Raw genomic sequence first — 24,297 nt, 5'->3', positions numbered from 1 at the left:
GATATGCCGGACAAGTCCTTTTTTTGCCCCGGATTTTGTAAAGGATCAGTTCTACATGCTCGCTCGCTGGTTGCCCGCTGCCATCAACACCCGCCCTACTGAATGGAGCCGTGCCGCGATCGGCATGGCCCTGGGCACGCTGTTCAGCGTGTGGATGTGCGCGCAGGTGTTCGGCCATGACGTTGCGTTTCACCTGGTCGGCCCGCTCGGCGCTTCGGCGGTGCTGCTGTTCGCGGTGTCCTCGGGCGCCCTCGCCCAGCCATGGTCGATTCTTGGCGGCTACCTGTGTGCTGGCGTGGTCGCCTTGCTGGTCGCCCATGTTCTTGGCCGTACGCTGGGCAGCGCCTGCCTTGCTGCCGGCATGGCGGTGATTCTGATGTGCTGGCTGCGTTGCCTGCACCCACCGGCCGGCGCCTTGGCGTTGACGCTGGTGCTAGCCGACCCTGCGACCATCGCCATGGACTGGAAAGCCATGGAGCCGGTAATGCTCGGCGCCCTGTGCATGCTCATTAGTGCGCTGGCCTATAACAACCTGACCCGCATCCGCTATCCGAAACGCGCTGCCGACCCGGCTCCGCCAGTGGTCCCGATCGACCGCCAGGCAATTACCGCCGAAGACCTGAAACTGGCGCTGGCCGACATGGAAGCCTTCATCGACGTCACCCCCGAAGACCTCGAACGCCTGATTCACGCCAGCGAACTGCACGCCAAGCGCCGCAGCATTACCGAAACGTTCAGATGATCCCTTTGCACTCGTCAGCTCCTACACGGACAGCGGCGCTAAGAGAAAAACGCAGATTCCCCCTGCACATATCCCCGTTGTACACGACAAATTTGCACTGTTACGATCCGCTAACGCCCGCGCGCGGGCTTTTCGAATAAAGACAATAAAAGCAGGGAGTTACTGATGACAGCTCAGGCTTCATCCCGGCGGACCCCGTCCATGGATGCCATGCAAAACGACGTGCTGGCCGAGGTGCGCAATCATATCGGCCACCTGACCCTCAACCGCCCTGCGGGCCTCAATGCCATCACCCTCGAGATGGTGCGTCTGCTGCAACAGCAGCTCGATGCCTGGGCGTCTGACGCCGATGTTCACGCCGTGGTATTGCGCGGCGCTGGTGAAAAGGCCTTCTGCGCCGGTGGCGATATTCGTTCGCTGTACGACAGCTACAAAAGCGGCGACACGCTGCACGAAGATTTCTTCGTCGAGGAATACGCCCTCGACCTGACCATTCATCACTACCGCAAACCGGTGCTGGCCCTGATGGACGGTTTTGTCCTCGGCGGCGGCATGGGCCTGGTGCAAGGCGCCGATCTGCGTGTGGTCACCGAAAAGAGCCGTTTGGCGATGCCGGAAGTGGCCATCGGTTATTTCCCTGATGTCGGCGGCAGTTACTTCCTGCCGCGCATCCCCGGTGAGCTGGGGATTTATCTGGGCGTCAGCGGCGTGCAGATTCGCGCCGCCGATGCGCTGTACTGCGGCCTCGCCGACTGGTACCTGGACAGCAGCAAACTGGCGCTGCTCGACGACAAGCTCGACCAGATGGAGTGGCAGGACACGCCGCTCAAGTCGCTGCAGAACCTGCTGGCCAAGCACGCTGTGCAAACCCTGCCCGATGCGCCCCTCCAAGCGTTGCGCCCGGCCATCGACCATTTCTTTGCCCTGCCCGACGTGCCGAGCATGATCGAGCAATTGCGCGCCGTCACTGTCGCTGACAGCCATGAATGGGCGGTCACCACGGCGGATCTGCTGGAAACCCGCTCACCGCTGGCCATGGCCGTGACCCTGGAAATGCTCCGTCGCGGCAGACATTTGAGTCTGGAGAATTGCTTTGCTCTGGAGCTGCATCTGGACCGCCAGTGGTTTGCCCGTGGCGACCTGATCGAAGGCGTGCGCGCCCTGCTGATCGACAAGGACAAGTCACCGCGCTGGAACCCGCCGACCGTCGCTGAGCTGGACGCTGCGCAGGTTGCGGGCTTCTTCCATGGTTTTGATGAGAGCGGGAGCTGAGTCATGCACGATCTCGAACTGACTGAAGAACAAGTGATGATCCGCGACATGGCCCGGGATTTTGCCCGTGGCGAAATCGCACCCCACGCCCAGGCCTGGGAAAAGGCCGGCTGGATCGACGACGCCCTGGTGGCTAAGATGGGCGAGCTGGGCCTGCTCGGCATGGTCGTGCCCGAGGAATGGGGTGGCACCTACGTCGATTACGTCGCCTATGCGCTGGCGGTTGAGGAAATCTCTGCCGGTGACGGCGCGACCGGCGCGTTCATGAGCATTCACAACTCGGTGGGCTGCGGCCCGGTGCTCAACTACGGCAGCGACGAACAGAAACAGACCTGGCTGGCCGACCTGGCCAGTGGGCAGACCATCGGTTGCTTCTGTCTGACCGAACCCCAGGCCGGCTCCGAAGCACACAACCTGCGCACCCGCGCCGAACTGCGCGACGGCCAATGGGTGATCAACGGTGCCAAGCAATTTGTCAGCAATGGCAAGCGGGCGAAACTGGCGATCGTCTTCGCGGTAACCGATCCGGACTTGGGCAAGAAAGGCCTGTCAGCGTTTCTGGTGCCGACCGACACGCCGGGTTTCATCGTCGATCGCACCGAACACAAGATGGGCATCCGTGCTTCCGACACTTGCGCGGTGACGCTGAACAACTGCAGCATCCCCGAGGCCAATCTGCTCGGCGAGCGTGGCAAGGGCCTGGCGATTGCCCTGTCCAACCTTGAGGGCGGACGCATCGGCATCGCCGCGCAGGCATTGGGCATTGCCCGGGCAGCGTTTGAAGCGGCGCTGGCCTACTCGAAAGACCGGGTGCAATTCGACAAGCCGATCATCGAGCACCAGAGCATCGCCAATCTGCTGGCTGACATGCACATGCAGATCAACGCCGCACGGTTGCTGATCCTCCATGCAGCGCGGCTGAGGACGGCGGGTAAACCATGCTTGTCCGAGGCTTCGCAGGCCAAGCTGTTCGCTTCGGAAATGGCCGAGAAGGTCTGTTCGTCGGCGATCCAGATTCATGGCGGCTATGGCTATCTGGAAGATTACCCGGTCGAGAAGTACTACCGCGACGCGCGGATTACCCAGATCTATGAAGGGTCGAGCGAGATACAGCGGATGGTGATTGCGCGGGATTTGAAGAACTATCAGCTGTAATGGCGTTGGCCCTTCCCCTCACCCCAGCCCTCTCCCCAGGGAGAGGGAGCCGACCGAGTCGGTTACGGATTCAGCGGCAACCTTTCAGGTCGGCGTAATTCGCCCATATCACGCGGTCAGTCCCCTCTCCCCAGGGAGAGGGAGCCGACCGGGTCGGTTACGGATTCAGCGGCAACATTTCAGGTCGGCGTAATTCGCCCATATCACGCGGTCAGTCCCCTCTCCCTGGGGAGAGGGCTAGGGTGAGGGGCTTTTGAAGCTCACACACTATTTGCCTTGGAATGCAGCCTCACGCTTGGCAATAAACGCCGCCATCCCTTCCTTCTGATCCTGCGTCGCAAACGCGGCATGAAACACCCGCCGCTCGAAACGCACGCCCTCGGTCAGGTTGACCTCGAACGCGCGGTTGACGCTCTCCTTGATCATCATCGCAATCGGCAGTGACTTGCTGGCAATCACCGCGGCGACTTTCAGCGCTTCATCAAGCAGCTCATCGCTTGGCACGATCCGCGCGACGATGCCGCAGCGCTCGGCTTCCACCGCGTCGATCATGCGCCCGCTCAGGCACATTTCCATGGCCTTGGCTTTGCCCACCGCGCGGGTCAGGCGCTGGGTGCCGCCCATGCCCGGCAGCACGCCGAGGTTGATTTCCGGCTGGCCGAATCTGGCGTTGTCGCCCGCCAGGATGAAGTCGCACATCAGCGCCAGTTCACAACCGCCGCCGAGGGCAAAACCATTGACCGCGGCGATAATCGGCTTGCGCCGGTTGGCCACGCGATCGCTGTCGCTGAACAGATCGTCCATGTAGATCTGCGGATAGGTCAGCTCAGCCATTTCCTTGATGTCGGCGCCGGCGGCAAAAGCTTTTTTCGAACCGGTGAGGACGATGCAGCCAATATGCGCATCGGCTTCCAGCGTATCGAGCGCGTGGTTCACTTCGCTGACCAGTTGCGCGTTCAGCGCGTTCAGTGCCTGCGGCCGGTTGAGGGTGATCAGGCCGACGCGGTCGCGGGTTTCCAGCAGAATCGTTTCGTAAGTCATGAATAAAATTCCTTGTCAGAGATTGCGCGAAATGACCATGCGCTGAATGTCGCTGGTGCCTTCGTAGATTTGGCAGACGCGCACGTCGCGGTAGATGCGTTCCAGCGGGAAGTCGTTGAGGTAACCGTAACCGCCGAGGGTTTGCAAGGCCATGGAACAGACCTTCTCGGACATTTCCGAGGCGAACAGCTTGGCCATCGACGCTTCGACCAGCGCCGGTTGGCCGCTGTCACGCAAGGCCGCGGCGTAATGCACCATTTGCCGGGCGACGGCAATTTGCGTGGCCATGTCCGCCAGGCGGAACGCCACGGCCTGATGCTCGATGATCGGCTTGCCGAAGGTGTCACGCTCGCGGGCGTAATCACGAGCGGCTTCGAACGCGGCGCGGGCCATGCCGACGGCTTGCGAGGCGATACCGACGCGGCCGCCTTCAAGGTTGGCCAAGGCAATCTTGTAGCCCTCGCCCTCCTCGCCCAGCCGATTGGCCACCGGCACTTTCACATCTTCAAAAAGAATCTGGCAGGTGTCGGACGCGTGCTGGCCGAGTTTGTCTTCGACCCGCGCGACCTTGTAGCCGGGCGAGTCGGTCGGCACGATAAACGCGCTGATCCCGCGCTTGCCGGCGCTCGGGTCAGTCACGGCAAACACGATAACGATGCCGGCGTTCTGCCCGGAGGTGATGAACTGTTTGCAGCCGTTGAGCACGTAGTGATCGCCGTCCAGCCGCGCGCGGGTTTTCAGGCTGCTGGCATCGGAACCGGCCTGCGGTTCGGTCAGCGCGAAGGCGCCGAGCATCGCGCCGCTGGCCAGCGGTTTGAGGAAGCGCTCGCGCTGATCGTCATTGCCGAACTTGAGAATCGGCACGCAGCCGACCGAGTTGTGCACGCTCATGATCGTCGAGCAGGCACCGTCGCCGGCGGCGATTTCTTCCAAAGCCATGGCGTACGCGAGGTAGCCGGTGTCACAGCCGCCCCACTGCTCCGGCACGAGCATGCCGAAGAAGCCCAGCCCGGCCATCTCGGCGATGGCTTCCTTGGGGAAACGGTGCTCGCGATCCCACTCGGCGGCGAACGGCTTGAGCCGTTCCTCGGCAAACTGCCGGGCCATGTCGCGGATCTGGGTCTGGTCTTCGTTGGGGATCATGGTGATTCCTTGAAATCTGAGTACGACATTGAACCCTGTGGGAGCGAGCCTGCTCGCGAAAGCGGTGTATCAGTCACGCATGTGCCGGCTGAAACGACGTCTTCGCGAGCAGGCTCGCTCCCACAGTTGATCGGCGATGCCTTCAGTAAACGCATTCCACAGCCATGGCCGTGGCTTCGCCGCCGCCAATGCAGATCGCTGCAATGCCGCGCTTGAGTTGTTTCTGCCGCAGTGCCGCGAGCAACGTCACCAGAATCCTCGCTCCCGAGGCGCCGATCGGATGGCCCAGCGCGCAGGCGCCGCCATGCACATTGAGCTTGTCGTGGGGAATCTCCAGGTGCGTCATCGCCGCCATGCCGACCACGGCAAACGCTTCGTTCACTTCAAACAGATCCACCTGATCCAGCGCCCAACCGGTCTTCTTCACCAGTTTCTTGATCGCGCCAATCGGTGCGGTGGGAAACAGCCCAGGGGTATCAGCGAACGCAGCATGCCCATGAATCACCGCCAGCGGCTTGAGGCCCAGTTGCTGCGCATGGGACTGCCGCATCAGCACGAGCGCCGCCGCGCCGTCGGAAATCGAGCTGGAGTTGGCTGCGGTGACCGTGCCGCCCTCGCGGAACGCCGGTTTCAGCGAGGCAACCTTGTCGAGTTTGGCTTTTGGCGGCTGTTCATCGTTGCTGATCACCACCTGCTCTTTACCGACGGTCACCGTCAGTGGAACGATTTCGTCGGTGAAGCTGCCATCCTTGATCGCCTGTTGCGCGCGGGTAGTCGAGGTAATGGCGAAGGCATCCTGCGCTTCGCGGCTGAAGCTGTTGGCCTCGGCGCAATCCTCGGCGAAGGTGCCCATCAGGCGGCCCTTGTCGTAGGCATCTTCGAGGCCGTCGAGGAACATCGAATCGAGCACGCGGCCATGGCCCATGCGATAGCCGGCGCGGGCACGATCGAGCAGGTACGGCGAGTTGGACATGCTTTCCATGCCGCCGGCGATCACCACGTCGGCACTGCCGGCAAGCAGCATGTCGTGAGCCATGATGGTGGTCTGCATGCCCGAGCCGCACATCTTGTTCACCGTGGTGCAGCGCGTCGATTTATCCAGCCCGGCGCCCAGCGCAGCCTGACGTGCCGGCGCCTGACCGAGGCCGGCGGGCAGTACGCAGCCGAACAGCACTTCATCAACCGCGTCGCTGGCGACACCGGCGCGTTCGACCGCAGCCTTGATCGCCGCCGCGCCGAGTTGCGGTGCGGTGAGGCTTTTCAGTTCACCTTGAAAACCGCCCATCGGTGTGCGGACAGCGCTGACGATAACAATCGGATCATTGGACATAGTCATGACTAATCCTCCTTACTTGGCGGCCATGCGCAAGGCGCCGTCGAGACGGATCACCTCGCCGTTGAGCATGCTGTTTTCGATGATGTGGCGCACGAGCGCGGCGTATTCGGCAGGCTTGCCCAGACGCGGCGGGAATGGCACACCCGCGGCCAGCGAATCGCGCACTTCCGGGGTCATGCCGGCCATCATCGGCGTTTCGAAAATGCCCGGTGCGATGGTCATCACGCGGATGCCGAAGCGCGCCAGTTCGCGGGCGGCCGGCAGAGTCAGGCTGGCGATCGCACCTTTCGAGGCCGAGTACGCGGCCTGGCCAATCTGGCCGTCGAACGCTGCGACCGAGGCGGTGTTGATGATCACTCCACGCTCGCCGTCAGCATTGGCTTCGCTCTCGGCGATCGCCGCCGCAGCCAGGCGCAGCATGTTGAAACTGCCGATCAGGTTGACGTTGATCACTTGAGCAAAACTGCTCAGGGCGTGCGGGCCGTTCTTGCCGAGAATTTTCTCGCCGCGAACGATGCCGGCGCAGTTGACCAAGCCATTGAGGCTGCCAAATGCGGCAACGGTCGCCTGCACAGCGGCTTCGGCGGCGGCTTCATTGCTGATGTCGGCAACCACGCTTTGCGCACCCAGGCGCTGCGCCTGAGCGGCGACGGCTTCGGCGTTCATGTCGACCAGCATGACTTTGGCGCCGGCACTGACCAGCAATTCAGCGCTGGCGGCACCGAGGCCTGACGCGCCGCCGGTGACGATAAAAACCTTGTTCTCGATCTGCATGACGGTGTTCCCTTGGATTCAAGCTGAAACTCTGTGCGCCGCGGCCTCTTGAGCCTTGGCGATTTCCTGGTTGCGCAAGATAAAGCGCTGCAATTTGCCACTCGGGGTTTTGGGCAATTCGCTGACAAATTCGATTTCACGCGGGTACGAATGCGCGGCCAGACGCTTGCGCACGTGTTGGCGCAGCTCCTCGGCCAACTCCGGCGCGGCACGGTACTGCGCGCTCAGCACGACAAAGGCTTTGACCAGTTCGGTGCGTTCCGGGTCGGGTTTGCCGACGACCGCCGCCTCGACCACGGCCGGGTGTTCGATCAGGGCACTTTCCACGTCGAACGGGCCGACGCGGTAGCCCGAAGTGGTGATCACATCATCACTGCGGCCGACGAAGCTGATGCTGCCGTCCGGGTTCCACTCCACGGTGTCGCCGCTTAGATAGTAGTTGCCGACAAAGGCCTTGGTCGGCGCGCCTTCGTAGCCACCGAACCAGCACATCGGCGACTGCGGGCGGTCGATGGCGAGAATGCCCGGTTGACCGACGCCGAGTTCGTTGTACTGCTCATCGAGCACGACGATGCGATGGCCCGGCGACGCGAAACCAGCGGCGCCGACATGCACCGGGTGCTCAAGGCCGTGGTGGTTGCACAGCACCATGCCCAGTTCGGTCTGGCCGTAGTGGTCGTGGATGACCACGCCGAGGTTATCGGCGAACCAGCGGATCACTTCCGGGTTCAGCGGCTCACCGGCGCTGCTGACGATGCGCAGTTTGCCCTTGATCGATCTGGCGAACTCCTCGCCACCGGCAATCAGCAAACGATAGGCAGTGGGCGAGCCGGTGAGATTGGTAATGCCGTATTTGTTGATCACCCGGCAGGTGCTTTCGAGGGTGAACGGGCCATCATAGAAGGTAATCGGGTGCCCCAGCGCCAATGGCCCGGTGACGCCGAAATAGATGCCATAGGCCCAGCCCGGATCGGCGACGTTCCAGAACGCGTCTTCGGGACGCAGGTCCACCGCATCGCGGGTGTAGCTCTGGAAAGCGACGATGGCTTTGAGCGGCACTGACAGCGCTTTCGCCGGCCCCGTCGTGCCCGAGGTGAACATCAGCAGGAACGGGTCTTCGCCGGTCAGCAATACCGGCTCGCAGACATTGGAATAGTTGGCCAGCTCAGCCCAGAAACTGAAATCACCGCGAACAATGCCCTGACCTTTGGCGCCGGCCACGGTGACGATGGACGGGCATGCGCTGACTTCATTGAGCTTGGGCCGATTGACCGCATCGGTCACCACGACCTTCGCCCCGGAGCTGTTCAGGCGATGTTCAAGAGCTTTCGGCCCGAATGCGGTAAACAGCGGCTGATACACCGCGCCGATGCGCCAGGTGGCGAGCACGGTGATGAGCAATTCGACGTTGCGTGGCAGCAGGCCAGCGACTTTATCGCCCTTCTGCACGCCCTGGGCGAGGAGGAAATTGGCGAAACGCGCGGCTTTGTCTTGCAGATCAGTGAAGGTGTAAGTCGCACTTGAGCCGTCGCGACCTTCCCAGAACAACGCAATGCGCCCGGGCAAGGCATGGCGGTCGCAACATTCAACGCAGGCGTTGAGTGCCGCCAGCGTGCCGCTGAGCGACGCATCGACGGTGTGCTGATAGTTGAACTGTTCGGTGGCAGACAAGTAATCGCGCATTGCCAGAATCCCTCGGTGTTTTTATTAGGCTGGGAACCGTAAACAACACAGGGATAGTCGCGCCGCGCGGGCCTTGGGGCAATGGTCAAAGCTATCAACGTGGTTGACTGGTTTGGCCAAGAGGTTGCGGCCGCATGCCCTGTAGGAGCTGACGAGTGCAACGAGGCTGCGATCTTTTGATCTTGATTTTTACCATCAAGTACAAGATCAAAAGATCGCAGCCTTCGGCAGCGCCTACAGGGGAACGCATTTCAAAAATGTGGGAGCGAGCCTGCTCGCGAAGGCGTCGGGTCAGACCACCTCATTGAGGATCAGCGTCCGGTAATGCCCTGGGTTCGACCCCGACCACTTGCGAAACGCTTTGTAGAACGAACTGGCATCAGCAAAGCCCAGCCGTGCAGCAATCTCGACAAAACTGATCGAAGGCTCCGCCAGCCAAGTGATTGCCAGCTCCTTGCGCACGCTGTCCTTGAGGCCCTGATAGGTCTGCCCTTCCTCGGCCAGACGCCGGCGTAATGTCGACGCGGACATACAAAATTGCTGAGCCAGCGCCTCGGTTTCCGGCCATTGCTCGGCGGGCAGCTGTCGCAGATCCTGTTTGATCCGGCTGGCCAGGCTGTCGGGGTCGCGGTACTTGACCAGAATGTTGGCCGGCGCCTGGGCGAGAAAGCGCTTGAGTTCTTCGGCGCTGCGCTTGATCGGCAGATCGAGGCAATCGGCGGAAAAGATCATCCGCGTACGTGGCCGTTCGAAGCGCAGGTTTTCCGAAAACATCACCCGATAATCGTCGATGAAGTCCGGTTCCGCGCAGCGCAGTTCAATCGCCAGAATCGGAATCCGCCGCCCGGCCAGCCAGCACGCGACGCCGTGCACGATCATCCAGTAAGTGAAATAGGTGAAGGCGCGGCGCGGTTCGGCGTCGTCTTCGAGCAGGACGATTTCCGCCAGGCTCTGCTGATGCACCAGTTGCGCCGGCAGTTTTTCGAGCATCAGCGACAGGAACGTCAGACCGGTATCCAGCGCCGCCGCCAGCGTCGGTTGCGCCATGGCGCTGCGACACAAAAACGCCAGGCTGCCGGATTTGAGCGGGCGCGGGTCCATGCCGAAGAACTCGTCATCACCGCGTCGCGCCAGCAGGCGCCAGAGTCTGGCGTATTGCGAGGCCGGCACCCTGCCCTCATCGGCCGCTAACAAAGCCGGATCGATGCCGACCTTGCTCAACGCCTCATCCGTCGCCGCGCCCGGGGCACAGCTTTGCAGCAACGCTTCGCGCACCAGTTGAATGGCAATGGTGTCTTTTTCTGCCATGGAGCGAGGTGAACCTTGTTGTTTTTTGGGTGGTGGGCATCTTAACCCAGCTGCTGAAGTCACCGCAGGGCCAATGTGGGAGCGAGCCTGCTCGCGAACGCGGTGTGTCAGATAAACAAATGTCACAGGCATACCGCATTCGCGAGCAGGCTCGCTCCCACAGGAATCACAGTCGTTCAGCTAAGGTTCAGCTAAATGTCAATGAATGCCATTTGGGAATGAGTGTCATTATGTTACAACTTAGCCTCCTATCTAAATCGCTGTGGCTCGCCAATGCTCGTTCCCTTTTTGATCATGTTGCGCGAAGGCATCGAGGCCGCGCTTATCGTCGGCATCATCGCCAGTTATTTGCAACAGACCGGCCGCGGTCAATGGATGCCGGCGGTGTGGATCGGCGTTTTCCTCGCTGCCGCCCTTGCGCTGCTGGTCGGCGGTGGCCTGGAGTTGGTGAGCGCTGAATTCCCACAGAAGCAGCAGGAGTTGTTCGAGGGCGTGGTCGGTCTGGTCGCCGTGGGCATTCTCAGTTCGATGGTGTTCTGGATGCGCAAGGTCGCGCGGTCGATCAAGCACTCGCTGCAAGCCTCGCTGGATCAAGCGCTGACGCAATCCAGGCATCAAGTGATTGCATTGATCGCCATGGTTTTCTTCGCCGTCGCTCGCGAAGGCCTGGAAACCGTATTCTTCCTGCTCGCCGTGTTCCAGCAAAGCGAAGGCCCGGGCGCGCCGATCGGTGCCCTGATCGGCCTGATCCTGGCGGTGATCGTCGGTTTCCTGATCTACAGCGGCAGCATGCGCCTCAATCTCTCGGCGTTCTTCAAGTGGACCGGATTGTTCATCCTCGTGGTCGCCGCCGGGATCCTCGCCAATTCGGTGCAGGCGCTGCATGAAGCCGGGCTGTGGAATCACCTGCAAACGGTGCTGTTCGACTTCAGCGCGACGCTGCCGATGGACGGCCCGCTGGGGTCGGTGCTGGCCGGCATGTTCGGCTATCAGGATGCGCCGACCGTCAGCACTCTTGGCGCGTACCTGATTTATCTGCTGCTGGCGCTGGTGATGTTCTTCATGCCCCCGCCGCGCCAGGCGCCGTCAACCACTTCCGTTTCCAGCCAGTAAGGCCCTTCATGTCTACTACCCAAACCCCTCCGGCCCTGCGTTGGGCGCTGGCCGGCTCGGTGCTGCTGATGGTCGCCGCCGGCGGGCTGTTCTGGTACGCCTCGAACATGGCCGCCGCCAAGCGTCAGCACAACCACGATGAAATCGTCGTAAACATCCATCCGCACAGTTGCGAGCCAAATGCCCTGACGGTGCCCGCCGGCCGCGCCAGTTTTCGCATCGTCAACCGCTCCGAGCGTGCGGTCGAGTGGGAAATTCTCGACGGCGTGCTGGTGGTCGAAGAGCGGGAAAACATCGCGCCGGGCCTGAGCCAGTTGATTAACGCCAACCTGCAACCGGGCGACTATGCGATCACCTGCGGCTTGCTCAGCAACCCGCGCGGCACCTTGCACGTGACGGCGACGGCAGCCTCGGATGCCGCCGCCAAGGCCAAGCCGTCGATGGTCGCGTTCGTCGGGCCGCTGTCGGAATTTCGCGTGTATCTGGCCGTTCAGGGCAGCGCGTTGATCAAAGCGGCGACGGCGCTGAATCAGGCGATCGCCAGTGGTGATCTGGCGCAGGCGCAAGCGTTGTACCTGCCGGCGCGTGCCGCTTATCAGCGTCTGGCGCCGGCGGCGCAGCGCCTGGCCGAGCTGGACAATCAGATCAATGCCCGCGCCGATTATTTCGAAAAGCGCGAGCAGGATCCGGCGTTCGTCGGTTTCCATCGCCTCGAATACGCGCTGTTCCAGCAGCGCAATCTCGACCATGTCGCGCCGATTGCCCAGCGCTTGCTCGCAGATGTCACCACTCTCAAGCAACAGTTGCTCGCGCAGTCGCTGCCGCCGGAGCAACTGGTGAGTATCGTCGTGCGCAACCTCAACAGCCTCGCCGATGTGCGCGCCGGCAGCGGCGAAGAAGAACGCTACAGCCAGAGCGACCTCAACGGTTTCGCCGCCAACGCGCAGACTGCGCGCAAGGTCGTCGACCTGTTGCGCCCGATGCTGAGCAAATCCGCTGCGGAGCTGTTGCCGGAGATCGACCAGGCGCTGGACGATTTCGACAGCCAGCTCAACGCCTTCAAATCCGCCGATGGCTACGTCAGTTACGACGCCGTGACCGCCGCGCAACGCCAGCAGATCGCCGCCAAAGCCAAGGCTCTGGCCACGGCACTGGATGGCATCGACCCCGCCCTCGGCCTTTCCGGCCTGTAAGCAGAAGACCACGACAGATGAACGATTCAGAACCTCTCAACCTGCAACGGCGCCGCGTGCTGATGGGCATGGGCGCCGCCGGTGTCGCCCTTGCCGGATCGGCGCTGAGTTGCCCGGCCATGGCCGCGCTGCCTGCGCAAGTTACCGAAGCGCCGAGCAGCGACAAGACCGAAGACCGCCACGATTTTCACGGTGTGCACCAGGCCGGCATCGTCACCCCGCGCCCGGCCTCCGGGATGCTGGTGGCGTTCGATGTGCTGGCCAGTGATCGCGAAGACCTTGAGCGGCTGTTTCGCACCCTCAACGAACGCATCGCGTTTTTGATGAAGGGCGGCCCGGTCGCGCAGATCGACCCGAAACTGCCGCCGCTGGACTCCGGCATCCTCGGCCCGGTGGTCACCCCGGACAACCTGACCATCACCGTTTCCGTCGGCGATTCGCTGTTCGACGAGCGCTTCGGTCTGGCGGCGGCAAAGCCCAAGCGTCTGCAACGCATGGTTGGCTTCCCCAACGATGCCTTGGACGCCGATTGCTGCCATGGCGATCTGAGCCTGCAGTTCTGCGCCAACACCGCCGACACCAACATCCACGCCCTGCGCGACATCGTCAAAAACCTGCCCGACCTGCTGCTGGTGCGCTGGAAACAGGAAGGCAGCGTCCCGCCGCAAGCCCCGGCCAAACCCGGTGTGCCGGCGCAGTCGGCGCGCAACTTTCTCGGTTTTCGCGATGGCTCGGCCAACCCTGATTCCAACGACGCCAAGGCCATGGAGCGGATTGTCTGGGTACAACCGGACAGTGACGAACCGGACTGGGCTGCCCACGGCAGTTATCAAGCGGTGCGCATCATCCGCAACTTCGTCGAACGCTGGGATCGCACGCCGTTGCAGGAGCAGGAAAGCATTCTCGGCCGGGTCAAGAGCAGCGGCGCGCCCATCGGTGGCCACACTGAAAGCGAAGTGCCGGATTACAGCAAAGACCCCGCCGGCAAGCTGACCAGGCTCGATGCGCACATTCGTCTGGCCAACCCGCGCACCGCCGCGACCCAGGCCAATCTGATCCTGCGGCGGCCGTTCAACTACTCCAACGGCGTCAACAAGAACGGCCAGCTCGACATGGGCCTGCTGTTCATCTGTTACCAGGCTGACCTGGAACAAGGCTTCATCACCGTGCAGACCCGCCTCAACGGTGAACCGCTCGAGGAATACCTCAAACCGGTCGGCGGCGGTTACTTCTTCACCCTGCCCGGCGCTACCGGCGATGACGATTTCATCGGTCGCTCGTTACTCGCTGCCACCTCCCAAAACAAAACCGCATGACACCCAACCGACACTGGAGCCGCCCCATGAAAAAGACGCCACTCGCGTTATTGCTGACCCTTGGTTTGCTCAACACCCCGCTGGCGGCGTTCGCCGCGACCGCGCCGCTGGATCTGGTGGGGCCGGTGTCGGACTACAAGATTTACGTCACCGAGAAACTCGATGAGCTGGCCAGCCACACCCAGCAGTTCACCGACGCGGTGAAGAAAGGCGATCTCGCCACCGCGCAGAAGCTCTACGCGCCGACGCGGGTGTATTACGAGTCGATCGAGCCGATCGCCGAGCTGTTCAGCGATCTCGATGCGTCCATCGACTCGCGCGTCGATGACCACGAAAAAGGCGTACAGGCTGAAGACTTCACCGGCTTCCATCGCATCGAATATTCGTTGTTCGCGGAAAAAACCACCAAGGGTCTGGATGCATTGGCCGACGGTTTGAACAAAGACGTGCAGGACCTGCAAACCCGTGTGGCCGGTCTGACCTTCCCGCCAGAGAAGGTCGTCGGCGGCGCTGCTGCGCTGTTGGAAGAAGTCGCGGCGACGAAGATTTCCGGCGAGGAAGACCGCTACAGCCACACCGACCTGTACGACTTCCAGGGCAACATCGACGGGGCGAAGAAGATCGTTGATCTGTTCCGTCCGCAGATCGAACAGCAGGACAAGGCGTTTGTTGCCAAGGTCGACAAGAACTTCGCCACGGTCGACAAGATACTCGCCAAGTACAAAACGGCGGATGGCGGCTTTGAGACCTATGACAAAGTGAAGGACAACGACCGCAAAGCGCTGGTCGGGCCGGTGAATACGCTGGCGGAGGATCTTTCGATGATGCGCGGGAAGTTGGGTCTGAACTGATTTTTTAGCCTCTGGTCTGGCCCCTTCGCGAGCAGGCTCGCTCCCACAGTTGGAATGCATTTCCCTGTGGGAGCGAGCCTGCTCGCGAAAGCAATTCCGGACGCGCTAGAGAATCCTGTAGAGCAACCGCTCAATCCTCACTCGACTCACCCGCTTGAGAAACTTCGCCACACCTGCCGGGTAATCCGGCAGCGTTTCAAGCGACTGGAAGTTATCGATCCGCGTGGTATGGCGGAAGATGTTTTCCAGCTCTTTCGCCCGTGGCTCCAGCCACTCGCCTTTCGGGTCTTCAATCAGCAGCGCGTTTTCCAGATCGAGGCGAAACGCGCGCGGATTGAGGTTGTTGCCAGTCAGCAAGGTGTAGCGCTGATCGATCCACATGCCCTTGAGGTGATAGGTGTTGTCACCGTCGCGCCACAAGTGCAGGTTCAACTGGCCGCTGTCGATGCTGTGCTGATGGCGTTTGGCGAAGCGGCGCAGGCTGATTTCGTATAGATACGGCAGCGCGGCGATCACCTTGAACGGCTCGCTCGGCGGAATGTAGAAATCGTTGGCGGTCTTGTCGCCAACCACGATGTCGATCTTCACGCCACGGGCCAGCGCGCGGTTGATCTCACGGATCACGCCCAGGGGCAGGTTGAAGTACGGCGTGCAGATGGTCAGCTGCTTTTGCGCGCTGGCGATCAGTTCGAGAATCGCCCGGTTCAGCGGGTTGTTCTTGCCGACGCCGAGCAGTGGCGTGACCGACAGCCCATCTCTGCTGGTGCTGCCGGCGCCGGTGTCGTAGGTCGCATACTTGAGGCGACTGCGCAGGTCGCCGATGTCGTTGCGCAGGCTGCGCGTGCTCGGCAGGTTCGGCAGGTCGAGGCGATGCACGGCTTTCGATTCGATCAGTCCGTGCTTGACCAGATGATGCATCGAATCCGCGAGCTCGCGACTGTGCAGCACGTGGTAGCGGTCGAAGCGGTACTTGTCGAGTTTGTGCAGGTAGACGTTGTTCAGACTCGCGCCGCTGTAGACCACCTTGTCGTCGATCACGAAACCTTTGAGGTGCAGCACGCCGAACAGCTCGCGGGTCTGCACCGGCACGCCGTAGATCGGCACTTCGCTCTGGTGCGTGCGGGTCATGTCCTGATACCAGGCGGCGTTGCCCGGCTGCTTGCCCGCGCCGATCAGACCGCGCTGGGCACGCAACCAGTCGACCACCACGGCGATTTCCAGCTCGGGACGCTTGAGCTTGGCTGCGTGCAGGGCATCGAGGATTTCCTGACCGGCTTCGTCCTGCTGCAGATACAGCGCGACGATGTAGATGCGCTGCGTCGCTGCGGCGATTTGCTCGAGCAGGCAGCGTCGGAATTCGGCAGCACTGGACAGAATGCTCACCGCCTCGGCGGTCAGCGCGAAGCTGCGCAGTTTGGGCAGCAGAGAACGTTTGAAAAGCAACGGCATAAGGCTCGCAAGGTTCGATTCCGAAGAGTTTGAGAGCTTACACCATCGTCTGCGCCGGGTCTTGTCAGTGTCAGTAATGGCCCCTTCGCGAGCAGGCTCGCTCCCACCGTTAAAATGCATTCCCCTGTGGGAGCGAGCCTGCTCGCGAAAGCGTTTTCACACACGCCGAAGAAATTCGCTTGACCAAGGAGAACAGTCGTTCTACTGTTCGTCACATGAACGAATCAATCAGCAATGACACACGCGACATCATTCTGGATGTCACCGAAAAGTTGATCTACAAAAGTGGCATCGCTGCCACCAGCATGGATCTGCTGGTGAAGACCGCCGGCGTCTCCAGAAAAAGCATTTACCGTTACTTTGCCGATAAGGACGCCTTGGTGGTCGCAGCCCTGCAACGGCGGGATATTCGCTGGATGCACTGGTTCACAAGTGCCGTCGATCAGGTCGAAACCCCGGCCGATCGTCTGCTCAACCTGTTTACTGTGCTCAAGGGCTGGTTCGACTCGGAAGGCTTTCGCGGCTGCGCCTTTATCAACACTAGCGGCGAAACCGGCGATCCACAGGATCCAGTGCGGCTGGTGGCCAAAGAACACAAACAGAAGCTGCTCGACTACGTGTGCGAGCTATGTACCGAATATGGTGCCGAGGATCCGCAACTATTGGCCAGACAGTTGCTGATCCTGATTGAAGGCGCCATTACCATAGCGCTTGTGATGGGTGATCACAGTGCCGCCGATAATGCGCAATGCATGGCGCGAAAGTTATTGGGCCTGTAACTCTTAATAAGCCGGACTTGTTGTTCATACATTAAATGAAACAGGAGATTGAACATGTCGACTGCAGCCCAGGTACGTCCGCCATTGCCCCCGTTCAACCATGCGTCAGCCATCGAGAAGGTGCGTCTGGCCGAGGATGGCTGGAACAGCCGCGATCCGGAAAAGGTTTCGCTCGCTTACACCCTCGACACCAAATGGCGCAATCGCGCCGAGTTTGCCAACAACCGCGAAGAGGCCAAGGCGTTTCTGACGCGCAAATGGGCGAAGGAACTGGATTATCGCTTGATCAAAGAACTCTGGGCCTACTCCGATACGCGTATCGCGGTACGTTATGCCTATGAATGGCACGACGATTCCGGCAACTGGTTCCGCTCGTACGGCAACGAGAACTGGGAGTTCGATGACAACGGCCTGATGTTCCAGCGCTATGCCTGCATCAACGACATGCCGATCAAGGAAAGCGAGCGCAAATTCCATTGGCCGCTGGGCCGCCGGCCGGATGATCATCCGGGGCTGAGTGAACTCGGTCTCTAAAGCCAACCCACCCATGTGTAGGAGCTGCCGAAGGCTGCGATCTTTTGATCTTGATTTGATCGTTCCCACGCGCAGCAGCCGGGGCGCTCCGCGCCCGAGAAGATCGCAGCCTTCGGCAGCTCCTACACAGGAATGTATTCCAGACTGTAATTGACGACGGCATGCTCTGGCTCGCCGCAACAGTTCGATACAGGTAACATAACCGCCCTCCCCGCAGCCCACGTTCTGCGCCTTGCCGAATAAGCCGACTCCATGCCTTTCGAACTCAGCGTTGACCTCACCACCCTGGCCATTCTGGCTGCTGTTGCTTTCCTTGCCGGTTTCATCGATGCCATCGCTGGCGGTGGCGGTCTGTTGACCACGCCGGCGCTGCTGACGGCGGGCCTGCCGCCGCATCTGGTGCTGGGCACCAACAAGCTGAGCTCGACCTTCGGTTCGGCGACCGCCAGCTTCACCTTCTACAAACGCAAACTGTTTCATCCACGCCAGTGGACCCACGCGATTGTCGGCACCCTGGTCGGCGCGCTCACTGGCGCGGTGGTTGCGCATTACCTGCCGGCCGAGTGGCTGAACAAGATGCTGCCGGTGATCGTTTTCGCCTGTGGCCTGTATTTGCTGTTTGGCGGCACGCCGAAAGCGCCGCTGGACAGCGACGCGCCGATCAAAAAGAAATGGCAATCGACCCAAGGCTTCAGCCTCGGCTTCTACGATGGCGTGGCCGGTCCCGGCACGGGCGCATTCTGGACCGTGAGCAGTCTGCTGCTGTACCCGATCGACCTGGTCAAGGCCAGCGGCGTGGCGCGCAGCATGAACTTTGTCAGCAACATCGCGGCGCTGTCGGTGTTCATCTTCTCCGGACAGGTCGACTGGATCATTGGCCTATGCATGGGCCTGTCGGTGATGGTCGGGGCTTTCTTTGGCGCGCGCACCGCAATCAGCGGCGGGGCCAAATTCATTCGTCCAGTGTTCATCACCGTAGTGCTTGGCCTGACTGTGCGCCTAGCCTGGCAGCACTGGTTCAGCGTGGCCTAAGCGCCGCGCGACGTAGACGTCGATCAGGTAACGGGCAATTGAACGCGACGCCGGCAACGGCGGCAAGTCATGCACGTTGAACCACTGGGCGTCCTCGATCTCGTCTTCCTGACAGACAATTTCGCCACCGGCATATTCGGCATGGAAGCCGAGCATCATCGAGTGCGGGAACGGCCAGCACTGGCTGCCGATGTACTGGATGTTCTTCACTTCGATCTGCACTTCTTCACGCACTTCGCGAATCAGGCAATCCTCGGCCGATTCCCCCGGCTCGGCGAAACCGGCCAGTGTGCTGTAAACCCCGGTGACGAAACGCGGCGAGCGCGCCAGGAGGATTTCGTCGCCACGGGTGATCAGCACGATCATGCTTGGTGAAATGCGCGGATAACTGCGCAGATCGCACGGCTGGCAATACATCGCTCGTTCGCGCGGGACTTGCGTCATTGGCTGGCCGCAGTTGCCGCAGAAGCGATGCTCTCGTGCCCAAGTGCCGATCTGAGCGGCATAACCGAGCACTTTGTACAGCGTGTGATCGCCTTCGAGCATGAACGCTCGCAGCCCCTTCCAGCCGCAACCGGGCACATCGCTGGCGCTGTGCAACTCAAGCAGATAGACCGGTTCGCCGTCGAGATGACCAATCCCGTGCTCAGCGAGGACTGAAAGGTCCTGGCGCTTGAGCCACTCGCGCGGGAACAGTGCGCCGTTGCCATCGAACAGGAAGCCTTCGGGGCTGCGCGCTACGGCCCAGCCGCCGGGTTGATCGGTGTCGAGTACTGCAGTGGTCCAGCGAGAGATCATGGTTAACTCAATCCAGAAATTCGGGTTTCTGTTTGCTCATGTGGGCGGCCATGGCCACGCGCAGATCGGTGGATTGCAACATGGCGGCGTTCCAGGTGGCAACGTATTCAAGACCATCGTCGATGCGATGGTCGCGCATGTAGCTGATCATTTCCTTGGTACCGGTCACGGCGATCGGCGACTTCGCAGCGATGTCACGGGCAATGTCGAACACGCCTTCGAGCAGCGTGTCCTTATCGCCGTAGACGCGATTGACCAGGCCCATGCTGCGTGCTTCCTCGGCGCCAAAGGTGCGACCGGTGTAAGCCAGTTCACGCAGCATGCCGTCTCCGATGATTCGCGGCAACCGTTGCAGCGTACCGACGTCAGCGGCCATGCCGATGTCAATTTCCTTGATGGAAAATTGCGCGTCCTCGGCGGCATAACGCATGTCACAAGCCGAGATCAGATCGATTGCCCCGCCCAGGCAATAGCCCTGAATGGCAGCAAGCACCGGTTTGCGGCAATTGTCGACGGCGTTGAACGAGGCTTGCAGATTGAGGATCTTGCGCCGCAGCAGGCGCGCATTGCGGCCCACGTCCTTGCCCAGTTCATTGGCGACACCGGCGAGCATCATCAGGTCGATGCCCGATGAAAAATGCTTGCCGTTACCGCTTAGCACCACCACGCGGACTTCGTCGGTATCGTCAACCCATTGAAAGATTTCGACGATTTCGCTCCAGAACGCCGCGTTCATTGCGTTGATCTTTTCCGGGCGATTTATCTTCACATGGGCGATGTTGTCGGCCAGTTCGACGCTGAAGGCGGAGTATTGAGTCATGGCAGTGATCCTTTACCGGGCTGGGAAATAAGCCCCGAACTATAACAAGGCAACGGGGCGGCGGTTCGGCCAAATGCGGGACTGACTGGCGCGGCTCATTTGGGGAGCAGCCGAAGGCTGCGATCTTTTGGGACGCAGAGCGTCCCGGGCTGCATTCCCACGCAGAGCGTGGGAACGATCGATTGGCTTATTTCAGCCCCAGCCTGTAAAGCGAGCCATTCTCTTCATCTGTCAGCACATACAGATAGCCATCCGGCCCTTGACGCACGTCACGGATACGCTGATTCAACTCACCCAGCAAACGCTCCTCATGGACTACCTTGTCACCATCGAATTGCAGGCGAATGAGTTCCTGGGACACCAGTGCGCCGATAAACGCGTTGTGCTGCCACGGCGTGAAGCGATCCGCGTCATAGAAGGCCATGCCGGTAACCCCGGGGGATTTTTCCCAGACATGATGCGGCGCCACGGTGCCTTCAGCGGTTTTGCCCTTCGCCTCAGGAATCGGTTGCATCGAATAGTTGATGCCATGGGTCGCCAACGGCCAGCCATAATTCTTGCCACGTTCGATGATGTTCACTTCATCGCCGCCACGTGGCCCGTGCTCGTTCTCCCACAGCGTGCCGGTCCACGGATTGAGCGCCGCGCCTTGCGGGTTGCGCAGGCCATAGGACCAGATTTCAGGCCGGACACCGGATTGGCCAACAAAAGGGTTATCGTCCGGCACCTTGCCATCCGGGAAGATGCGTACGACTTTGCCTTGCAACTTGTCGAGGTCCTGCGCAGTCGGCCGATCGTTGTTTTCGCCGAGGGTGATGAACAGATACCCGTCGCGATCGAACACCAGCCGTGAACCGAAGTGGTTGCTCACCGACAGCTTCGGTTCCTGACGGAAGATCACATTGAAGTCCTTCAGCGTCTTCAGGTCATCGGAAAGCCGTCCGCGCCCTACCGCCGTACCAGCCTTGCCGCCCTCACCACCGCCTTCGGCATACGACAGATAGACCATGCGGTCCTGCTTGAAGTCTGGCGACAGCGCCACATCAAGCAAACCGCCCTGCCCTTTGGCCCAGACTTGCGGCACGCCACTGATCGGCTCCGACAGTTTGCCGTCCTTGCTCACAACGCGCAGATGACCCGGACGTTCGGTCACCAGCATGCCCTTCTGATCAGGCAGAAACGCCAGTGCCCAGGGATGTTCCAGGCCTTGGGCAATGGTGGTGACTTCAAGAATGCCCTGTTCGCTTTTCAGCTCTTTGGGCGCGGCGGCGAACGCCGGGGCACTGATCAGCGCGGCGGCGCAGCAGGTGGCTAGGAGGGTTTTACGCAACATGCACGATTCCTTTTGTTCGTGTGAAAGGCTGACAGAACATCAGTCCTGCCGTTCAACGGTTGCTGCCGGTGCCCCGTGAGGGCGGGTTGGGAATGAAGGTTGGCGGATTGCTCGGCACCGAACGAATCGGTTGACCATTGCCGATGCCGCGATTTTCAACGGTCGGCTGACGTGGCACGGGAACGGTGTTCGGCCCGCGAAGCGGCGGAGCGCTGGGCTGGGTGCCCTGCATGCTGTTGGGATTGGCCCGGCGGATCGGGCTGTTGTAGGGATTGTTGCTGTTCCCGGTGGGGCTTTGTGCGAGCACGACATCGGCATGAACCAGGCCACCACTTAAGACGAGGACGGCGATGCCAATCAGAAACCGGTTCATGGGAATACCTCTCGATGTGCGTGGACTAGAGCCTTGGAGCCCACGCTACGCCGTGGGTTCGGATTTGTTAACCCTCGTGCCTTAAACAACATGTAACACGGCTTGACCGTACCGCTGGAAGCCGCGCAATCACTGGAAACTTTCTCGCCGCGCCACGGGTCACCTGATCATCACTCGGAGGACAAGTCATGGCTCGGGCAATCTGGAAAGGCGCAATCAGTTTTGGACTGGTACACATCCCCGTGGCGCTGGTTTCAGCGACGTCGTCCCAAGGCGTGGACTTCGATTGGCTCGACAGCCGCAGCATGGACCCGGTGGGCTACAAACGCATCAACAAGGTCACCGGCAAGGAAGTCACCAAAGAGAACATCGTCAAAGGCGTGGCCTACGAAAAGGGCCGCTACGTGGTGCTCAGCGAGGAAGAAATCCGCTCGGCGCACCCCGTCTCGACACAGACCATCGACATTTTCTCGTTCGTCGACGCCGAGCAGATTCCGCTGCAGAACATCGACACGCCCTATTACCTGGCGCCAGACAAGCGCGGCGGCAAGGTCTACGCGTTGCTGCGCGAAACCCTGAGCAAAACCAACAAGGTCGCCCTCGCCCGCGTTGTCCTGCATACCCGTCAATACCTGGCCGCGTTGATGCCGCTGGAGTCGGCGCTGGTTCTGGTGAAACTGCGCTGGCCCCAGGAAGTGCGCAGCCTCGATGAGCTGGCGCTGGGCAGCGAAGTGACCAAGCCGCAACTGGCCAAGGGCGAGCTGGACATGGCCAAACGTCTGGTTGAGGACATGACCTCGGAGTGGTCGCCTGAGGAATACAAGGACGAGTTTGAAGACAAGATCATGGCGCTGGTCGAGAAGAAAGCCCACGAAGGCAAGATCGAGGACGTCGAGACCGCCACTGGCGAGGAAGAGCGCAAGACTGCCGACGTTATCGATTTGACCGAGCTGCTTAAACGCAGCCTCGGCGGCAAGGCACCGGCCAAGCCCAAGGCGAAATCAACCAGTAAGGCGGCGCCGGCGAAGAAGACCCGGAAGGCGTCCGGGGAGTAAGCGTTGGGCCAGCTAGAGGTATGTTTGAAGTGAAGCCGCCTTCGCGAGCAGGCTCGCTCCCACAGGGAAACGCATTTCAAAATGTGGGAGCGAGCCTGCTCGCGAAGAGGCCGGTACTGACACCGCAAGTCTCAGATCAGAATAAAGATCGCCAACAACGCCGCAAAAATCGCCCACTTCTCCAAGTAATACCGCGTACGGTTGCGTTTCTTCAACTCTTTGCCGCGCAAACGGATCTTGTAGATCTTGGTAAACAAGCGGTTGATACCACCGGTCTTGTCCCCCGCATCATTCGGCGCGCCCGCCGCTGACATCACCGTGCGGCTGAACCAGCGGTTGAACGCCGCCGCCCAGCGGTACTTCAACGGCCGCTCAATATCACAGAACAGAATGATGCGATTCTGATCCGTGGTGTTTTCGGCGTAGTGAATAAACGTCTCGTCGAACATCACCGCTTCGCCATCGCGCCAGTGATAGTTCTCGCCGTCGACGTTGATGTAGCAGCCAGGATCGTTCGGCGTATCCAGGCCCAGGTGATAACGGTAGGAACCCGCGTACGGATCGCGATGGCGCACCAGTTTCGAGCCCGGTGGCAGCTCGGCAAACATCGCCGCTTTGATCGAGCCGATGCTCTGCACCAGTTCGGTGGTGCGTGGGCACAGCTTCATCGCCGATGGATGGCTGTCGCCGTACCACTTGAGGTAGAAGCGCTTCCAGCCGGTCTTGAAGAAAGAATTGAAGCCGACATCGTCATACTGATTCGAGCGCTTGATCTCGCCGGCACGCAGCAGATTCTGGCCTTCCTCGCGAATCTCTTCCCAGTGCACCTGCAACGGGCTCAGATCGGGAAAGTCTGCCGGGTTCAGATACGGCTTGTTCGGCATCCTGGAAAACAGATAGAGGAAGCAGTTGATCGGCGCGAGGAACGTCGAGTGGTCACTCAATTGCCGCCCCAGCTTGTGGCGCACGCGTCCACGCAAGTGAACGTAAGCAATGGAGATGACATAAACAGCGGCAATGATGAGTTTCACGGAAAAGGGTCACACGTCAAAAGTGAACAAACTGCGCGCGTGGCGACCTGAGGCCCAGCGTCTTATGCAGCGGTCTTGATGCACAGGGCGCGTCCATGGCCCGCGCCGTTTCCGGGCGCTCGGTGAAAGGGTGGCATTTTAGCCACAGTTTGTAACCGATAGTGAA

Annotated in this window: 23 protein-coding genes; 11 read left to right on the top strand and 12 right to left on the bottom strand. The window is 60.9% G+C overall.

Annotation, left to right across the window (positions count from 1 at the left end; translation table 11 throughout):
• Positions 1 to 55: 55 nt before the first annotated feature.
• From AB4N85_RS08625 to AB4N85_RS08615, 3 genes are all read left to right on the top strand, one after another.
• Complete coding sequence (locus AB4N85_RS08625; protein ID WP_252867600.1) at positions 56 to 742, top strand: HPP family protein; 687 nt, start codon at positions 56 to 58, stop codon at positions 740 to 742.
• 165 nt (positions 743 to 907) lie between these two features.
• Positions 908 to 2,014, top strand: a complete 1,107-nt coding sequence (locus AB4N85_RS08620; protein WP_252867599.1) for an enoyl-CoA hydratase/isomerase family protein — start codon at positions 908 to 910, stop codon at positions 2,012 to 2,014.
• Between the two features lie 3 nt (positions 2,015 to 2,017).
• Positions 2,018 to 3,169 carry an acyl-CoA dehydrogenase family protein gene (locus AB4N85_RS08615; protein ID WP_041480377.1) on the top strand — a complete coding sequence of 384 codons (1,152 nt, stop codon included), beginning with the start codon at positions 2,018 to 2,020 and terminating at the stop codon, positions 3,167 to 3,169.
• A 267-nt stretch (positions 3,170 to 3,436) separates the two neighbouring features.
• Here AB4N85_RS08615 and AB4N85_RS08610 read toward each other — a convergent pair whose 3' ends face one another.
• The 6 genes from AB4N85_RS08610 to AB4N85_RS08585 all read right to left on the bottom strand — a co-directional run bounded on the left by AB4N85_RS08610 (position 3,437) and on the right by AB4N85_RS08585 (position 10,454).
• Entirely contained in the window at positions 3,437 to 4,210 is a 774-nt protein-coding gene (locus AB4N85_RS08610) for an enoyl-CoA hydratase (RefSeq protein WP_252867598.1), read from the bottom strand.
• Between the two features lie 15 nt (positions 4,211 to 4,225).
• Positions 4,226 to 5,353 (bottom strand): acyl-CoA dehydrogenase, encoded by a 1,128-nt coding sequence (locus AB4N85_RS08605; RefSeq protein ID WP_252867597.1) that lies wholly within the window; start codon positions 5,351 to 5,353, stop codon positions 4,226 to 4,228.
• 142 nt (positions 5,354 to 5,495) lie between these two features.
• Positions 5,496 to 6,689 (bottom strand): acetyl-CoA C-acyltransferase, encoded by a 1,194-nt coding sequence (locus AB4N85_RS08600; RefSeq protein ID WP_236168830.1) that lies wholly within the window; start codon positions 6,687 to 6,689, stop codon positions 5,496 to 5,498.
• A gap of 12 nt (positions 6,690 to 6,701) precedes the next feature.
• A complete protein-coding gene (locus AB4N85_RS08595) occupies positions 6,702 to 7,463 on the bottom strand; it encodes an SDR family NAD(P)-dependent oxidoreductase (RefSeq protein ID WP_236168831.1) in 762 nt (253 codons plus the stop codon).
• An 18-nt stretch (positions 7,464 to 7,481) separates the two neighbouring features.
• Complete coding sequence (locus AB4N85_RS08590; protein ID WP_252867596.1) at positions 7,482 to 9,146, bottom strand: AMP-binding protein; 1,665 nt, start codon at positions 9,144 to 9,146, stop codon at positions 7,482 to 7,484.
• A 291-nt stretch (positions 9,147 to 9,437) separates the two neighbouring features.
• Positions 9,438 to 10,454 carry an AraC family transcriptional regulator gene (locus AB4N85_RS08585; protein WP_252867595.1) on the bottom strand — a complete coding sequence of 339 codons (1,017 nt, stop codon included), beginning with the start codon at positions 10,452 to 10,454 and terminating at the stop codon, positions 9,438 to 9,440.
• Between the two features lie 273 nt (positions 10,455 to 10,727).
• Here AB4N85_RS08585 and efeU point away from each other — a divergent pair, with 273 nt between their 5' ends.
• Genes efeU through efeO (AB4N85_RS08565) form a run of 4 tightly spaced genes read left to right on the top strand, consistent with a single transcriptional unit; the run spans position 10,728 to position 14,927 of the window.
• The gene (gene efeU, locus AB4N85_RS08580; protein ID WP_460067721.1) at positions 10,728 to 11,567 is read left to right on the top strand and encodes an iron uptake transporter permease EfeU; all 840 of its coding nucleotides are present in this window, start codon (positions 10,728 to 10,730) and stop codon (positions 11,565 to 11,567) included.
• Positions 11,568 to 11,575: 8 nt separating this feature from the next.
• A complete protein-coding gene (efeO, locus tag AB4N85_RS08575; protein ID WP_460067719.1) occupies positions 11,576 to 12,760 on the top strand; it encodes an iron uptake system protein EfeO in 1,185 nt (394 codons plus the stop codon).
• A gap of 17 nt (positions 12,761 to 12,777) precedes the next feature.
• Positions 12,778 to 14,076 carry an iron uptake transporter deferrochelatase/peroxidase subunit gene (gene efeB, locus AB4N85_RS08570; RefSeq protein ID WP_460067717.1) on the top strand — a complete coding sequence of 433 codons (1,299 nt, stop codon included), beginning with the start codon at positions 12,778 to 12,780 and terminating at the stop codon, positions 14,074 to 14,076.
• A 26-nt stretch (positions 14,077 to 14,102) separates the two neighbouring features.
• Positions 14,103 to 14,927 (top strand): iron uptake system protein EfeO, encoded by an 825-nt coding sequence (gene efeO, locus AB4N85_RS08565; RefSeq protein WP_460067715.1) that lies wholly within the window; start codon positions 14,103 to 14,105, stop codon positions 14,925 to 14,927.
• 105 nt (positions 14,928 to 15,032) lie between these two features.
• Here efeO (AB4N85_RS08565) and pssA read toward each other — a convergent pair whose 3' ends face one another.
• The gene (gene pssA, locus AB4N85_RS08560; protein ID WP_150635339.1) at positions 15,033 to 16,376 is read right to left on the bottom strand and encodes a CDP-diacylglycerol--serine O-phosphatidyltransferase; all 1,344 of its coding nucleotides are present in this window, start codon (positions 16,374 to 16,376) and stop codon (positions 15,033 to 15,035) included.
• A gap of 215 nt (positions 16,377 to 16,591) precedes the next feature.
• Between pssA and AB4N85_RS08555 the strand changes: the two genes are divergently transcribed.
• The 3 genes from AB4N85_RS08555 (at position 16,592) to AB4N85_RS08545 (ending at position 18,721) form a co-directional block, all read left to right on the top strand.
• The gene (locus AB4N85_RS08555; RefSeq protein WP_460062419.1) at positions 16,592 to 17,155 is read left to right on the top strand and encodes a TetR/AcrR family transcriptional regulator; all 564 of its coding nucleotides are present in this window, start codon (positions 16,592 to 16,594) and stop codon (positions 17,153 to 17,155) included.
• Positions 17,156 to 17,209: 54 nt separating this feature from the next.
• Positions 17,210 to 17,689, top strand: coding sequence for a nuclear transport factor 2 family protein (locus AB4N85_RS08550; RefSeq protein WP_016774707.1), 480 nt, complete (start codon positions 17,210 to 17,212; stop codon positions 17,687 to 17,689).
• A gap of 252 nt (positions 17,690 to 17,941) precedes the next feature.
• Positions 17,942 to 18,721, top strand: a complete 780-nt coding sequence (locus tag AB4N85_RS08545; RefSeq protein WP_016774706.1) for a TSUP family transporter — start codon at positions 17,942 to 17,944, stop codon at positions 18,719 to 18,721.
• Here the strand turns inward: AB4N85_RS08545 and nudC are convergent.
• The 4 genes from nudC to AB4N85_RS08525 all read right to left on the bottom strand — a co-directional run bounded on the left by nudC (position 18,689) and on the right by AB4N85_RS08525 (position 22,045).
• The gene (gene nudC / locus AB4N85_RS08540) at positions 18,689 to 19,519 is read right to left on the bottom strand and encodes an NAD(+) diphosphatase (RefSeq protein ID WP_460061312.1); all 831 of its coding nucleotides are present in this window, start codon (positions 19,517 to 19,519) and stop codon (positions 18,689 to 18,691) included. The two genes, AB4N85_RS08545 and nudC, sit on opposite strands and share 33 nt — an antisense overlap.
• Positions 19,520 to 19,526: 7 nt before the next feature.
• Positions 19,527 to 20,339 (bottom strand): crotonase/enoyl-CoA hydratase family protein, encoded by an 813-nt coding sequence (locus AB4N85_RS08535; protein WP_460061309.1) that lies wholly within the window; start codon positions 20,337 to 20,339, stop codon positions 19,527 to 19,529.
• 187 nt (positions 20,340 to 20,526) lie between these two features.
• Entirely contained in the window at positions 20,527 to 21,672 is a 1,146-nt protein-coding gene (locus AB4N85_RS08530) for a PQQ-dependent sugar dehydrogenase (RefSeq protein ID WP_041480394.1), read from the bottom strand.
• Between the two features lie 52 nt (positions 21,673 to 21,724).
• Entirely contained in the window at positions 21,725 to 22,045 is a 321-nt protein-coding gene (locus tag AB4N85_RS08525; RefSeq protein WP_056785955.1) for a hypothetical protein, read from the bottom strand.
• Positions 22,046 to 22,233: 188 nt separating this feature from the next.
• Here AB4N85_RS08525 and ku point away from each other — a divergent pair, with 188 nt between their 5' ends.
• Positions 22,234 to 23,100 (top strand): non-homologous end joining protein Ku, encoded by an 867-nt coding sequence (gene ku / locus AB4N85_RS08520; protein ID WP_122692604.1) that lies wholly within the window; start codon positions 22,234 to 22,236, stop codon positions 23,098 to 23,100.
• 131 nt (positions 23,101 to 23,231) lie between these two features.
• Here ku and lpxO read toward each other — a convergent pair whose 3' ends face one another.
• The gene (lpxO, locus tag AB4N85_RS08515; RefSeq protein ID WP_223631350.1) at positions 23,232 to 24,131 is read right to left on the bottom strand and encodes a lipid A hydroxylase LpxO; all 900 of its coding nucleotides are present in this window, start codon (positions 24,129 to 24,131) and stop codon (positions 23,232 to 23,234) included.
• Positions 24,132 to 24,297 lie beyond the last annotated feature (166 nt).

It is taken from the genome of Pseudomonas sp. H1_G08, assembly GCF_054681355.1.
The sequence above is the reverse complement of the archived record's forward strand: the minus strand, read 5'-3'. Positions and strand labels throughout refer to the sequence as shown.

Bases quoted from the DNA above. Each gene is read 5' to 3' on its own strand.
- ku (WP_122692604.1), top strand. From the start codon at position 22,234: ATGGCTCGGGCAATCTGGAAAGGCGCAATCAGTTTTGGACTGGTACAC.
- AB4N85_RS08530 (WP_041480394.1), bottom strand. From the start codon at position 21,672: ATGTTGCGTAAAACCCTCCTAGCCACCTGCTGCGCCGCCGCGCTGATC.
- AB4N85_RS08550 (WP_016774707.1), top strand. From the start codon at position 17,210: ATGTCGACTGCAGCCCAGGTACGTCCGCCATTGCCCCCGTTCAACCAT.
- AB4N85_RS08545 (WP_016774706.1), top strand. From the start codon at position 17,942: ATGCCTTTCGAACTCAGCGTTGACCTCACCACCCTGGCCATTCTGGCT.
- pssA (WP_150635339.1), bottom strand. From the start codon at position 16,376: ATGCCGTTGCTTTTCAAACGTTCTCTGCTGCCCAAACTGCGCAGCTTC.
- AB4N85_RS08525 (WP_056785955.1), bottom strand. From the start codon at position 22,045: ATGAACCGGTTTCTGATTGGCATCGCCGTCCTCGTCTTAAGTGGTGGC.
- AB4N85_RS08620 (WP_252867599.1), top strand. From the start codon at position 908: ATGACAGCTCAGGCTTCATCCCGGCGGACCCCGTCCATGGATGCCATG.
- efeO (WP_460067715.1), top strand. From the start codon at position 14,103: ATGAAAAAGACGCCACTCGCGTTATTGCTGACCCTTGGTTTGCTCAAC.
- AB4N85_RS08625 (WP_252867600.1), top strand. From the start codon at position 56: ATGCTCGCTCGCTGGTTGCCCGCTGCCATCAACACCCGCCCTACTGAA.
- efeB (WP_460067717.1), top strand. From the start codon at position 12,778: ATGAACGATTCAGAACCTCTCAACCTGCAACGGCGCCGCGTGCTGATG.
- AB4N85_RS08615 (WP_041480377.1), top strand. From the start codon at position 2,018: ATGCACGATCTCGAACTGACTGAAGAACAAGTGATGATCCGCGACATG.
- AB4N85_RS08590 (WP_252867596.1), bottom strand. From the start codon at position 9,146: ATGCGCGATTACTTGTCTGCCACCGAACAGTTCAACTATCAGCACACC.
- efeU (WP_460067721.1), top strand. From the start codon at position 10,728: ATGCTCGTTCCCTTTTTGATCATGTTGCGCGAAGGCATCGAGGCCGCG.
- AB4N85_RS08605 (WP_252867597.1), bottom strand. From the start codon at position 5,353: ATGATCCCCAACGAAGACCAGACCCAGATCCGCGACATGGCCCGGCAG.
- AB4N85_RS08595 (WP_236168831.1), bottom strand. From the start codon at position 7,463: ATGCAGATCGAGAACAAGGTTTTTATCGTCACCGGCGGCGCGTCAGGC.
- efeO (WP_460067719.1), top strand. From the start codon at position 11,576: ATGTCTACTACCCAAACCCCTCCGGCCCTGCGTTGGGCGCTGGCCGGC.
- AB4N85_RS08600 (WP_236168830.1), bottom strand. From the start codon at position 6,689: ATGACTATGTCCAATGATCCGATTGTTATCGTCAGCGCTGTCCGCACA.
- AB4N85_RS08585 (WP_252867595.1), bottom strand. From the start codon at position 10,454: ATGGCAGAAAAAGACACCATTGCCATTCAACTGGTGCGCGAAGCGTTG.
- AB4N85_RS08610 (WP_252867598.1), bottom strand. From the start codon at position 4,210: ATGACTTACGAAACGATTCTGCTGGAAACCCGCGACCGCGTCGGCCTG.
- nudC (WP_460061312.1), bottom strand. From the start codon at position 19,519: ATGATCTCTCGCTGGACCACTGCAGTACTCGACACCGATCAACCCGGC.
- AB4N85_RS08535 (WP_460061309.1), bottom strand. From the start codon at position 20,339: ATGACTCAATACTCCGCCTTCAGCGTCGAACTGGCCGACAACATCGCC.
- AB4N85_RS08555 (WP_460062419.1), top strand. From the start codon at position 16,592: ATGAACGAATCAATCAGCAATGACACACGCGACATCATTCTGGATGTC.